The organism is Streptomyces sp. NPDC045956 (assembly GCF_056430705.1).
The window spans coordinates 354,891-367,456 of sequence record NZ_JBWKKZ010000009.1 but is presented as its reverse complement, the minus strand read 5'-3'; the positions used below and the strand labels follow the sequence as shown (position 1 = coordinate 367,456).

The following is a 12,566-nucleotide window of genomic DNA, read 5'->3' as shown; positions in this document are numbered from 1 at the left end:
GGCCGGGGCGGTCCTCCCCTCCAGGGCGTTCACGGCCGCGGACGTGTCCGCAGCTCCGAGGCGAGGTCGGGGTGGACCCGCGCGGTGAGCAGGGTGCCCTCCGGCGTGTGCTCGGTACTGAGCACCTCGCCCTCGTCGTGCACCCGCGCCACCAGGCTCCCCTCGTCGTAGGGGATGACGACCTCCACCTCCACCTCGGGGTGCGGCAGCAGGCGGTCGATCAGTTCCTGCAACTCGTCGATGCCCTGCCCCGAACGGGCGGAGACGGCGATCGCCTCCGGCTCCTGCTCCAGCAGCCGGGCGAGGACGTCCGGGTCCGCGACGTCGGCCTTGTTGACGACGACGACCTCGGTGGACTCGCCGGCGCCCACGTCCCGCAGCACCTCGCGCACCGAGGCGAGCTGCGCGCCGGGGTCCGGGTGCGACCCGTCCACCACGTGCAGCACCAGATGCGCGTCCGCCACCTCCTCGATCGTGGAGCGGAACGCCTCCACCAGGTGGTGCGGAAGATGCCGTACGAAGCCCACCGTGTCGGCGATGGTGTAGGAACGCCCGCTGGGCGTCGTCGCCCTCCGCACGGTGGTGTCCAGGGTGGCGAACAGCGCGTTCTCCACCAGCACGCCGGCTCCGGTGAGGCGGTTGAGCAGCGATGACTTGCCGGCGTTGGTGTAGCCGGCGAGGGCGACCGACAGCACCTTGTTGCGCCGCCGCTCCTCCCGGTTCACGTCGCGGCCGGTCTTCAGCTGCTCCAGCTCCCGGCGGAGCTTGGCCATCTTGTCGTTGATCCGGCGCCGGTCCGTCTCGATCTTCGTCTCGCCGGGGCCGCGCGTGGCCATGCCGCCGCCACCGCTGCCGCCGCCGCCCATCTGCCGGGACAGCGACTGGCCCCAGCCGCGCAGCCGCGGCAGCATGTACTGCATCTGCGCCAGCGCCACCTGCGCCTTGCCCTCGCGGGACTGGGCGTGCTGCGCGAAGATGTCGAGGATCAGGGCCGTACGGTCCACGACCTTGACCCCCACGACCTCCTCCAGGTGCATCAACTGACTGGGGCTCAGTTCCCCGTCGCACACCACGGTGTCGGCGCCGGTCTCCTCGACGATGTCGCGCAGCTGCGACGCCTTGCCCGAGCCGATGTACGTCGCCGGGTCCGGCTTCTGCCGGCGCTGCACGACGCCGTCCAGGACGAGGGCGCCGGCGGTCTCGGCGAGCGCCGCCAGCTCGGCGAGCGAACTGTCGGCCTCGGCGGCCGTTCCCGAGGTCCAGATGCCGACGAGCACGACCCGTTCGAGTCGCAGCTGCCGGTACTCGACCTCGGTGACGTCGGTCAGTTCGGTGGAGAGCCCCGCGACGCGGCGCAGGGAGGCCCGGTCCTCGCGGTCCAACTGGTCGCCGTCCCACTCCTCGGCGTCGGTGCCGGCGATCGTGTCGTCCATCAGTGCGTCGGCTCGCTGGGGGGTGCCGGCGAAGTCCTCGGGATGCGTCAAAGTACTTCCAATCTGGGGGGTGTTCGGCTGCGTTCCGGGCGCGGGGTGCGACCGGCCGGAGGTCGGGCGCGGGGCCGGGGGGGTCGGGGCCGACGGATCCGCACTACGCCGTCGGGGGCCGGTGCCGTGGAGGTCGCTGCCGGAACTCACATGCCGTCCACCCTAGCCATCCCGCCGTGGTGTGCAAGGACGTATCGGTGATCACGGCCCCAGCTGACAGAGTGTGCACCGGGTACTGCGCCCGCCGGCGCGGGGCGGGTGAGTGTGGGTGTCATGCGCGTACTCATCATCGGAGGTTCACAGTTCGTGGGCCGGGCCTTCGCCGCCGGGGCACTGGCGGCGGGGCACCGGGTCACCACGTTCAACCGGGGTGTCAGCGGCACCGACCTGCCCGGGGTCGAGGCGGTCAGGGGCGACCGGGAGGAGGCCGGCGACCTGGAGCGGCTGGTGACCGGGCGGCGCTGGGACGCGGTCGTGGACACCTGCGGTTACGTGCCCCGCACGGTGGGGGCCTCGGCCGCGGCGCTGTCCGGGCACGCGGACACCTACCTCTACGTCTCCAGCATCGCCTGTCTGCCCGACTGGTCGCGGGCGGTCCGCCCGGTCGACGACGACTCACCCGCCCACGACTGCCCGCCGGACGCCGGACCGGACCACGCCGACGGTGACTACGGCACCCTGAAGGCCGGGTGCGAGCGAGCCGTGGACCTGAACTTCGCGGGCCGGACCCTGCATCTGCGGGCCGGAGTCATCCTCGGGCCGCACGACACCATGCGGATGCTGGACGCCTGGCTGTGGCGCATGCGCCTCGCCGAAGGGGAGCACCGCCGGGTGCTGGCCCCGGGCAACCCCGAGGTGGGGATGCGCCTGATCGACGTGCGCGATGTCGCCGTCTTCGGCCTCGACTGCCTCGCCGAGGGCCGCACCGGCGCGTACATCGTCAACCCGCCGGAGAAGAACACCACCTTCGGGGAGCTGCTCACGGAGTGCGTCAAGGCCACCGGTTCGGCCGCGGAGCCGGTCTGGGTCGACGAGGCGTTCCTCGCGGAACACGAGGTGAGTCCCTGGACGGATCTGCCGATGTGGGTGCCCGACACCGCGCGGGACACCCTGGTGTGGGCGGCCGGGGCACCGCGCGCCCGCGCCGCGGGACTGACCTGCCGGCCGGTCTCCGACACCGTCCGTGACGCCTGGGAGGTGGTCCGGGACCGGCCCGTTCCGGAGCTGCCGCTAGCGGCCGGCTGCGGTCTGTCCCTGGCCCGGGAGAAGGAGCTGCTCGCCGCCTGGGACGCTCGCGGCGGTGCGGCGGGCTGACGACGCGGCCCCCGAGGAGGGCGACGCCGCTTCCCGCTCGCGGGGAGCGGCGCTCGTGCGTCCGCCCCGCGCGAGCGCGCGTCCCGCCGGCGCCTCGCACGCACCTACACGGTGAAGGTCTCGGCGCGGGCGACGATCTCGTCGACCAGCCCCGCCTGGCGCAGCGCGGCGTACGACTCGGCGGAGACGTCCTCGGCCCGGATCACCGCACGGCGGAAGACCGACAGGATGTTCACGAAGTGCCGGTCCACCGGCAGTACGCGCTCCTCCCGGTGGTCCTGGCGGGACAGCCGCAGTACGGGGTGGTGGCTGTCCGGCGTCGTGAAGACGTGGCTCAGGGCGAGTGAGCCGGTGCTGCCGTGCAGTTCGTACGCCGAGCGGTAGCCGTGTTCCATGCCGAAGGCGAGGTGGGCGGCGACTCCTCGGGGAGCGGCCAGCAGGACGCTGCCGGAGACGACCACGCCCCGGCGGCGGTCGCGGCGCAGCACGGCGCCCGTCAGCCGCAGGTCGGGACCGAGGAAGTGCAGGGCGGCCCGCAGCGGGTAGACGCCGTTGTCGAGCAGCGCGCCGCCGCCGATGTCGGGTCGGTAGCGCATGTCGTCGTCGGGGCGCGGCGGGATGGTGAAGGCGGCGGAGAAGGTGCGCAGCTCGCCGATCGCGCCCGCCTCCAACAACGCTTTGACGGTGGCGTGTTGTGAGTGGTGGAGGAACATGAAGTTCTCCATCAGGACCAGTCCGCGCTCCCGCGCCATGGCGAACAGCCGGTGCGCGTCGGCGTGGTTGGCGGCGGCGGGCTTCTCCACGAGGACGTGCTTGCCCGCCCGCAGCGCCGCCGCGGCCCATTCGGCGTGCAGCATGCTGGGCACCGCGATGTAGACGGCGTCCACGTCGGGGCGTTCCAGCAGGGCCTCGTAGGGGGCGACCGCCTCGCAGTCGAAGTGCTTGCCCAGGGCCTTGGCGCGCTCCGGGTCGCGGCTGCCGACGCAGGTCAGCACGGTCCCGGGGGTGGAGAGCAGGGCGGGCAGGGTGCGACGGCCCGCGATGTCGCCGCAGCCGATCGCTCCGAAGCGCAGCACCGGGGACGCTTCCGGCAGCGGCGGGCCGGGGGCGGCGAACGGTTCAGCAGAAGTACCCAGGGCGGTCATGGATGGTTCCGTCAATCGGTCCGGATGGTCACGGCACAGCGTGGTGAACGGCCGGCGCACACCCACGAGTCGCTTCCGGCAATGGGCGGCCCTGAAGCTATCCGGCGGCGGGACGGGACGGCAAGGCCGATCTGACACAGTGCCGCGCCGAGGGGTCCCGGGCGCCCCGCGGAACCGCTGACCTGACATGACGCCGACCAATCTGTGGACGGGGCGGCGCTCGCCCGGGTTAGGTGAGCGCGGCGCCCGCGGTGACCGCGGGCACCGGTCCGAAGCGGCCCTCGGGGCACGCCGTAGGAGAGAGGAGACGCGGGTGACGGACGCGATCACGACCGAGCTGGCCGACCGCGAACTGGGCCGCAGACTGCACCGGATACGCGGCGCCCACTGGTACTTCGGCAACTACGGTGACCCGTACGCGCTCATCCTGCGCGGCCAGTGCGACGACCCGGCGGTGTACGAGGAGCGGGTCCGCGAGGGCGGGCCGCTGTTCCGCAGCCGTACCGGGACCTGGGTGACCGCGGACCCGGAGGTGGCCGCGGCCGTGCTGGGCGACGCGCGCTTCGGCGCGCTGGACCGCGCCGGGCGGCGCCCGGAGGAGTACGTGCAGCCGTCGCCCGCCTCGGGCCTCGGGCTGGACCGTGCCGCGTACGTGCGTCTGCGGCGGGTGGCCGAGCCCGTGCTGGGCGCGGACGCCGCCGCCGAGTGGCGCCGGCTCGGCGAGGAGGCCGGGCGCCGGCTGCTCGCCGGGCGCGGTGCCGGCTTCGACCTGGCGGCGGACTTCGCCCGTCGGCTGCCCGCGCTGGTGCTGGCCGCCTGGTTCGGGGTGCCGGACGAACGGCTCGACGCGTGGGAGGAGTCGCTGCGGGCGGCGGGGCCGCTGCTGGACGGTCTGCTGTGTCCCCAGACGCTGGCGGCCACCCGTGCGGCGGACGCGGCCGCCGAGGGCCTGCGCACGCTGCTGGAGGAGGTGGCCGCCGCACGCTCCGGCGAGGGCGCGGTGGCCCGCATGACCGGCGCCGGGGCCGCCCCGGACGACGCGGTGGCCGCCGCCGTGTGCCTGGCGCTCTCGGCCGTCGAGCCGACGACGACGCTGGTGTGCGAGGCGGTCCGGTCGCTCCTCGACCGGCCCGGGTGGTGGCGGCGGTTGTGCGACTCCCCCGCGCTGGCGCCGGCCGCGGTCCGGCACACCCTGCGGTACGCGCCGCCGGTGCGGCTGGAGAGCCGGGTGGCCCACGAGGACGTGACGGTGGCGGGCCGTGCGCTGCCCGCCGGGAGCCACGTGGTGGTGCTGGTGGGCGCGGCACGGCGCGCGGGCGCCCCGGACGCGGAGCCCGCGGACCTGGCGGACGCGCCGGCGGCGGGGTTGCCGGACGACCTGTGGTTCGCGCTGTCCGGCGAGTTCGTCGGACGGACCGCGGAGACCGCCCTGGGCGTGCTGGCCGAGGCCGCCCCGGGGCTGCGGCGGGACGGGGACATCGTCCGGTGGCGCCGTTCCCCGGTCCTCGGCAGGTACGCGCGGTTCCCGGTCGCGTACTCCTGACGGGTCCGCGGCCGCCGTCCCCCTCAGTCCCCCACGAAGTCCGATGAAAGGAGTGCCGTGCGCGTCCTGGTGACCTCCATTCCGCACCACACGCACTACTACCACCTGGTGCCGCTGATCTGGGCGCTGCGCGCCTCGGGGCACGAGGTGGTGGCGGCCGGCCAGCCGTCGCTGGTCGACGCCATCACCGCCAGCGGCATCCCGGCGTTCCCCCTGGCCGAGGAGGAGTCGCTGGCGCAGATCTTCGAGGAGGTCGAGGGCGACCTCCAGCCGTACCAGCACGGCATCGACGAGTTCGACTTCCTCGGCACCCTCAAGGACGAGCTGGACTGGGAGCGGCTGCTCGCCCAGCAGGTGATCCTGTCCGGTCTGTGGCTGGAACCGCTCAACGGGGCGACGACCCTCGACAGCATCGTCGGTTTCGCCCGGGCGTGGAAGCCCGACCTGGTGCTCTGGGAACCGTTCACCTACGCGGGGCCGGTGGCGGCCCGGGCGTGCGGGGCCGCGCACGCCCGCGTCCTGTGGGGGCCGGACACGATCGGGCTGCTGCGGACGAAGTTCCTCCAGGCCCAGGCGCTCCAGCCCGCGGAGCACCGCGACGATCCGGTCGCGGAGTGGATGACCTGGGCCCTGGCGCGCTACGGGTGCGACTTCCGGGAGGAGGACGTGCTCGGTCACTGGAGCGTGGACCCGATGGCGGAGGGGGTCAGTCTCGGCCTCGACCTGCCGACGGTCCCGATGCGCTACACCCCGTACAACGGCTCGTCGGTGATTCCCGAGTGGCTGACCGAGGAGCCGAAGCGGCCGCGGGTCTGCCTGACCCTGGGGGTGTCCTCGCGGGAGCACAGTGAGGACGAGGTCCCGGTGCAGAGGTTCCTCGAGGCGCTGGCCGACCTGGACATCGAGCTGGTGGCGACCCTGGACGACGCCCAGCGGGACCTGCTGCCGCGCATCCCGGACAACACGCGGATCGTCGACTTCGTGCCCATGGACGCGCTGCTGCCGACGTGCTCGGCGATCATCAACCACAGCGGTTCGGGCACGTGCAACACCGCCGCGCTGCACGGGGTGCCGCAGATCATCCTCGGCGGCATCCTGGACGCCGCGGTGCGGCAGCACATGTTCGCCCAGTCCTCCGCCGCCCTCACCTTCGCCCCGGAGGAGGTGACCGGCGAGGCGCTGCGGAGCGCGCTGGTGCGTCTGCTGGAGGAGCCCCGGTTCCGCGACGGCGCGCGGCGGCTGAAGGAGCGGATGCGGGCCATGCCCAGTCCGGCGGGGATCGTACCGACCCTGGAGCGCCTCACGGCCGAGCACCGCCGGGCGGGCTGACCGGGCCCGCGGGGCCGTGCCGGCCGTCGGCGGTGGCCGCCTTCCCCTACTTGCGCATGTGATCGATCTCGTCGACCCAGCCGTGGACCGGTTCGCCCGTCCCCGCCCGACCCTGGAGTGCTGATGCGGGCCCTCTTCACGACCGCGCCGCTCGCGGGCCACCTGCTTCCGCTCGTGCCCCTCGCATGGGCCCTGCGTGCGGCCGGCCACGAGGTACTGGTCGCGACCCGGGAGGACTTCGTGCCGGTCGCCCTGCGCTCGGGTCTGCCGTCCGCCTCGTGCGGGCCCGCCGCGGACCTGGCCGGCGCGGTCGGGGCCGAGGATCTCGCGCGGCCCCGCGGCGAGGCCCGGGGTGTCCTGAGCGGGGCGCTCGCGCGCGTCGCCCGGGGTGGTCTGGCCGGGGTGCGCCGTTTGGCGGAGGTGTGGCGGCCGGACCTGATCGTCAGCGAACGGGCCGAGTACGCCGGGCCGCTGGTCGCGGCGGCCCTCGGCGTGCCGTGGGTCCGCTACCACTGGTCGGTCTCGTCGCTGGAGGAGTACCGGCGCGCGGCCGAGGCCGAGTTCGCGCCCGAGCTGGCCGCGCTCGGCCTCGACCGGTTCCCGGAGCCGGCGCGCGTGCTCGATCCGTGGCCGGTGTCGCTGCGCCGGCCGGACGCGGTCGCCCACGACGGTGTCCGGCACATACCGGCCCACGGGGACGTCCCCGTCCCCGACTGGGCGTTCACGCGCGGTCGGGGGCCGCGGATCTGCGTGACGCTCGGCACCCTGCTGCCCCGGCACGGCGCGGCCGGGACGGCCGGCTTCCTGGCGGAGCTGGTGGCCGAGACCCGCGGGTGGGACTGCGAGCTGCTCGCCGCGGTCGACGACGACGTCGTCGCGCGGTGGCCCCCGCTGCCCCCGGCGGTGCGGCACGCCGGCCGGCTGCCGTTGGCGGAGGTGCTGCCCGCGTGCGACGCGGTGGTGCACCACGGCGGACAGGGCACGTCCCTGACCGCGCTGGCCGCGGGTCGGCCGCAGGTCGTCATGCCCCGGCTGGACGACCAGTTCGACAACGCGCGGGCACTGGCGGGGGCGGGTGCGGCCCTGCTCGTACCGCCGTCCCGGGCCACTCCCGCGGCCGTGGCCGCGGGGTGCGCCGAACTGCTGGAGAACGCCCTGTATGCCAAGGCGGCAGCCGGGCTCGCCGAGGAGATGGCGCTGCTGCCGTCGCCGTCGGCGGCGGTCGGACTCCTGGCACAGCCGGGGCCCGGGCCGGGCATGCCGCGGAGTTACCCGAACGAGGATGCGGTGTGACGTGAATCTGGAAGTACTCAACCGTTCGAAAGATCCGCGCGGGCCGCTGATCACGGTGGTCGGCGCGTCCGGCTTCATCGGCTCGGCCCTGGTCGCCGAGCTGGCGCGCATGCCGGTGCGGCTGCGGGCGGTGGCCCGCCGCGAGACACCCGTCCCGGCGGACGCGCGGGCGGCCGTCGAGGTGCGCCGCGCGGACCTCGCCCGCAGTGGCGAGGCCGGGGCCGCCGTCGAGGGGGCGGACGCCGTCGTGCACCTCGCCGCCCACATCGGCGGGGCGCGGTCGTGGCGCGCGGCCGACGAACGGTCGCGGCGGGTGAACGTCGGCCTGCTGCACGACGTGGCGGACGCGTTCCGGGACCGGCCGGGGCCCGCCCCGGCCGTGGTCCTCGCCAGTACCCTCCAGGCCGGCGCCGACGCCGCCCGGCAGGGCGCGTACGCCCGGCAGAAGGCGGCGGCCGAGGAGGTGCTGCTGCGGGCCGCCTCCGAGGGGGTGGTCCGCGGGGTCGTGCTGCGGCTGCCGACCGTCTACGGCCGCAGCCCGCTGACCGGGTGGACGGGGCGCGGGGTGGTCGCGTCGGTGGCGCGACAGGCCGTGGCGGGCGAACCGGTCACGATGTGGCACGACGGTACGGTCGGCCGCGATCTGCTCCATGTGGAGGACGCGGCCCGCGCCTTCGCGGCGGCGCTCGGCCACGTGGCGGCGCTGGAGGGCGGCACCTGGCCCGTCGGCACGGGCCGGCCGGAGCCCTTGGGAGAGGTGTTCTCGGCCGTCGCCGGGCTGGTGGCCGAGCGGACGGGGCGGCCGCCCGTGCCGGTGGTCTCCACGGAGCCGCCCGACCATGCCGAGGCGGGCGACTTCGAGAGCACGGTCTGCGATCCCTCCGCGTTCCGCGCGGTGACCGGGTGGTCCCCCTTCGTGCCGTTGCGGACGGGGCTCGACGCCGTGGCGGAGACGATGGTGGCCGACGGAGCGAGGGGTGGGATCCGAACGTGAGCACGGACCGGGAGCAGGCCGCGCACACGCGGCTCGGCCGCAGCGCGACCCTGGTGAGCCGGCTCTGGCTGGGCACCGTGAACTTCAGCGGCCGGGTCGAGGACGGCGACGCGATGCAGTTGATGGAGGCGGCGGTCGACCGCGGCATCAACTGCATCGACACGGCGGACATCTACGGCTGGCGGGTCCACAAGGGGCACACCGAGGAACTGGTGGGCCGTTGGCTGGCCAAGAGCGCCGCACGGCGGGAGGACGTCCTGCTGGCCACCAAGGTCGGCGGGGACATGAGCGAACGGCTCAACGACGGCGGCCTGTCGGCGCGGCACATCGTCACGGCCTGCGAGCAGTCGCTGCGGCGCCTGGGCGTGGACCACATCGACCTGTACCAGATGCACCGCGTCGACCATGCCGCCTCCTGGGACGAGATCTGGCAGGCGATGGACCGTCTGGTGGCGAGCGGCAAGGTGACCTACGTGGGGTCGTCGAACTTCGCCGGGTGGAACGTCGCCGCCGCGCAGGACGCGGCCCGGCGGCGCCAGTCCCTCGGTCTGGTCTCCGAGCAGTGCCTGTACAACCTGGCGGTACGCCACGCCGAGCTGGAGCTGCTGCCGGCCGCCCAGGCCTACGGGCTGGGCGTGTTCGCCTGGTCGCCGCTGCACGGCGGGCTGCTCAGCGGGGTGCTGCGCAAGCTCGCGGCGGGCGTCGCGGTGAAGTCGGCGCAGGGGCGGGCCCAGTTGCTGCTGCCCGAGCTGCGCGCGACGATCGAGGCGTACGAGGGGTTCTGCGGCCGGATCGGCGCGGATCCGGCCGAGGTCGGCCTCGCCTGGGTACTGTCCCGGCCGGGGATCAGCGGGGCGGTGATCGGTCCGCGCACGGTGGCACAGCTGGACTCGGCGCTGCGGTCCCTGGACCTGGTCCTCGGTGCCGACGAACTGGCCGAGCTGGACGCCATCTTCCCGCCCCTGGGCAGGGGTGGCCGGGCGCCGGACGCGTGGCTCAGCTGAACGGGGCGCATCGGCCGACGTCGCGCCGGCCGATGCCGCCGGTCACACGACGTCGAGCGCGGGCAGCGGGAAGACGAGCCGGCCGCCGCCGTCGAGGTACTCCCGTTCCCGTTCGACGAACCCGTCCCGGTAGATCCAGGGCAGGACCAGCAGCTGGTCCGGCTTCTGCGCCTTGGCGTCCTGCTCGGACACGATCGGGATGCCCGTCCCGGGGGTGAAGCGCCCCGCCTTCTCCTCGCTGACCTCGCCGATGCAGGGCAGGTCCCGCTCGGTGATCCCGCAGTACTGGAGGATGACGTTGCCCTTGGTGGAGGCGCCGTAACCGAGGGTCAGCCGGCCCTCCTCGCGGGAGCGGTCGAGGAAGCCGCGCAGGGCGTCCCGCTGGTCGGTGACGCGGCGGGCGAAGGCCTCGAAGGGCGCCGTGCTGTCCAGTCCCGCGGCGGCCTCGGCGGCCCGGACGCGGGCCAGGCCGGCCTCGTCCCTCGGGTGCGGGGAGCCGGTCCTGGCGAGGACGACGCACAGGCTGCCGCCGTACACGTCGGTCGGCTCGGCACTGATGACGGTGAGGCCGACGCGGTCGGCCATCCACTCGATCTGGCGGAGCGCGTAGTACTCCAGGTGCTCGTGGCAGACGACGTCGTACGCGTCGGCTTCGAGCATCGCGGGCAGATAGCTCTGCTCCATCATCCAGACGCCGTCCTCGGTGAGGACGTCGCGGACGTCGCTCATGAAGCGCAGCGGGTCCGGCAGGTCGTAGAACATGGCGATCGAGGTGACGACCTTCGCGCGGCGCGTCCCGAAGCGGTTCTCGAAGGTCGCGCGGGTGAAGTAGTCGACGATCAGCTCGGCGTTCGGCGGGTAGAGGTCGCGGAACTTGCCGCCGGTCGGGTCGATGCCGACCAGCTGGGGGCCGTCGGCGGGGTAGCCCTTGAGCAGCGTGGCGTCGTTGGAGCCGATGTCGAGGACCAGGTCGTCCGGGCCCAGGTCCACCAGCCGGCGGACGGCGGCGACCTTGCCGTGCAGGTGGTCGACCATGAAGGGCCGGATGCCCGAGCGGTAGCCGTAGCCCTCCCCGTACATGAGGTCCGGGTCGGGGGTGTGGCGCAGTTGGACGAGGCCGCAGCCGGCCGGTGAGCACACGACGAGTTCCAGCGGCACGGACGGGACGACCTGGTCGCGGGTGGCCGGGAACACCCCGGTGAGCGCCTGTTCGCCCAGGTCGAGTACGGACAGCAGCTCCTTGTTGCCGCAGACGCGGCACGCGGTGGCGATCATGGGGTCCTTTCGGGATCCTGGGCGGGGCGCCGCCGGTCCGGGGCCAGGTCGGGAGCCTCCAGACGGAGGGTGTCGGGGGCGGGCCGGGGGGACGGCACCAGGTGCAGGCGGCCGATCGCGCCGGCGGCGGCGGAGGCGTCCTGGCACGGGCAGGGATCGTCGGTGAAACCGGCGAAGCGGTAGGCCACTTCCATCATCCGGTTGCGTTCGGTGGCACGGAAGTCGGCGCCGAGGTGCACCCCGGCCCGGTGCGCCTGGTCCGTCAGCCAGTGCAGGAGCACCGTGCCGGCGCCGACGGACACCACCCGGCACGAGGTGGCCAGCAGCTTGATCCGCCAGGCCTCGGGGCCGCGCCGCAGCAGGACGACGCCGACCGCGCCGTAGGGGCCGAAGCGGTCGGTCATGGTGGTGACCAGCACCTCGTGGTCGGGGTCGTCGATGAGGGCGCGCAGCTCGTCCTCGGAGTAGTGCACTCCGGTGGCGTTCATCTGGCTGGTGCGCAGGGTGAGTTCCTCGACCCGGGAGAGTTCCAGGGGGGTGGCGCGGCTGATCCGCATCCGGATGTCGAGCGAGCGCAGGAAGTCCGCGTCGGGGCCGGTGAAGTCGGAGCGTTCGGCGTCCCGGCGGAAGGACGCCTGGTACATGGAGCGGCGGCGGGTCGAGTCGACGGTGACGGTGCCGGGGCTGAACTCCGGGAGGCCGGTCAGCAGGGTCGCCTGCTCGGCGGCGTAGGTGCGGACCTCCGGTAGTTCGTGGTTGACCTCGGCCCGTTCGAAGGGCTGGTCGTCGATGAAGGCGACGGTGGCCGGCGCGAAGTTCAGCCGGTCGGCTATCTCGCGGACCGACTTCGACTTCGGGCGCCAGCCGATCCGCGGGAGCACGAAGTACTCGGCGACGCCGAGCTGTTCCAGCTTCGCCCAGGCGTGGTCGTGGTCGTTCTTGCTGGCCACGGCCTGGAGGATGCCGCGCGCGTCCAGCTCGGTGATGGTCCGCAGGACCTCCGGGGCGAGCCGGACCTCGTCCTCCTCGAGGATGGTGCCCTGCCAGAGGGTGTTGTCCAGGTCCCAGACCAGGCATTTGACCGGTTGCCCGGCGGCGTTGTCCCGGTGCACGTCGTTCCCTTCTCTCGCTACGGCGGTCGCGGACCGCGACTCCCCGGCCGGGCGTACTCGGCTCGCGGCCGGC

General features: G+C 74.1%; 10 protein-coding genes. 6 read left to right on the top strand and 4 right to left on the bottom strand.

The genetic code is table 11. From position 1 onward, the window contains the following. Positions 1-29: 29 nt before the first annotated feature. Complete coding sequence (gene hflX / locus AC07FV_RS25025; RefSeq protein ID WP_479089495.1) at positions 30-1,433, bottom strand: GTPase HflX; 1,404 nt, start codon at positions 1,431-1,433, stop codon at positions 30-32. A 324-nt stretch (positions 1,434-1,757) separates the two neighbouring features. Between hflX and AC07FV_RS25020 the strand changes: the two genes are divergently transcribed. Next, positions 1,758-2,798, top strand: coding sequence for an NAD-dependent epimerase/dehydratase family protein (locus tag AC07FV_RS25020; RefSeq protein ID WP_479089476.1), 1,041 nt, complete (start codon positions 1,758-1,760; stop codon positions 2,796-2,798). Between the two features lie 104 nt (positions 2,799-2,902). Here the strand turns inward: AC07FV_RS25020 and AC07FV_RS25015 are convergent, their stop codons facing one another. Beyond that, positions 2,903-3,943: a Gfo/Idh/MocA family protein gene (locus AC07FV_RS25015; protein ID WP_479089475.1), complete on the bottom strand. Its 1,041-nt coding sequence runs from the start codon at positions 3,941-3,943 to the stop codon at positions 2,903-2,905. Between the two features lie 313 nt (positions 3,944-4,256). Between AC07FV_RS25015 and AC07FV_RS25010 the strand changes: the two genes are divergently transcribed. From AC07FV_RS25010 to AC07FV_RS24990, 5 genes are all read left to right on the top strand, one after another. Then, positions 4,257-5,486, top strand: a complete 1,230-nt coding sequence (locus tag AC07FV_RS25010; RefSeq protein ID WP_479089474.1) for a cytochrome P450 family protein — start codon at positions 4,257-4,259, stop codon at positions 5,484-5,486. Between the two features lie 57 nt (positions 5,487-5,543). Then, entirely contained in the window at positions 5,544-6,815 is a 1,272-nt protein-coding gene (locus AC07FV_RS25005) for an activator-dependent family glycosyltransferase (protein ID WP_479089473.1), read from the top strand. Between the two features lie 123 nt (positions 6,816-6,938). After that, on the top strand, positions 6,939-8,108 hold the full coding sequence (locus AC07FV_RS25000) for a nucleotide disphospho-sugar-binding domain-containing protein (RefSeq protein WP_479089472.1): 1,170 nt from the start codon (positions 6,939-6,941) through the stop codon (positions 8,106-8,108). Between the two features lies 1 nt (position 8,109). Continuing rightward, complete coding sequence (locus AC07FV_RS24995; RefSeq protein WP_479089471.1) at positions 8,110-9,102, top strand: NAD-dependent epimerase/dehydratase family protein; 993 nt, start codon at positions 8,110-8,112, stop codon at positions 9,100-9,102. Next, on the top strand, positions 9,099-10,106 hold the full coding sequence (locus tag AC07FV_RS24990; protein ID WP_479089470.1) for an aldo/keto reductase: 1,008 nt from the start codon (positions 9,099-9,101) through the stop codon (positions 10,104-10,106). Before AC07FV_RS24995 ends, AC07FV_RS24990 begins: the two co-directional genes overlap by 4 nt. Before the next feature lie 42 nt (positions 10,107-10,148). Here the strand turns inward: AC07FV_RS24990 and AC07FV_RS24985 are convergent, their stop codons facing one another. Together AC07FV_RS24985 and AC07FV_RS24980 are read right to left on the bottom strand one after the other, a co-directional pair. Beyond that, positions 10,149-11,381 (bottom strand): class I SAM-dependent methyltransferase, encoded by a 1,233-nt coding sequence (locus AC07FV_RS24985; RefSeq protein WP_479089469.1) that lies wholly within the window; start codon positions 11,379-11,381, stop codon positions 10,149-10,151. Then, entirely contained in the window at positions 11,378-12,493 is a 1,116-nt protein-coding gene (locus AC07FV_RS24980) for an HAD-IIIC family phosphatase (RefSeq protein ID WP_479089468.1), read from the bottom strand. Before AC07FV_RS24980 ends, AC07FV_RS24985 begins: the two co-directional genes overlap by 4 nt. Positions 12,494-12,566 lie beyond the last annotated feature (73 nt).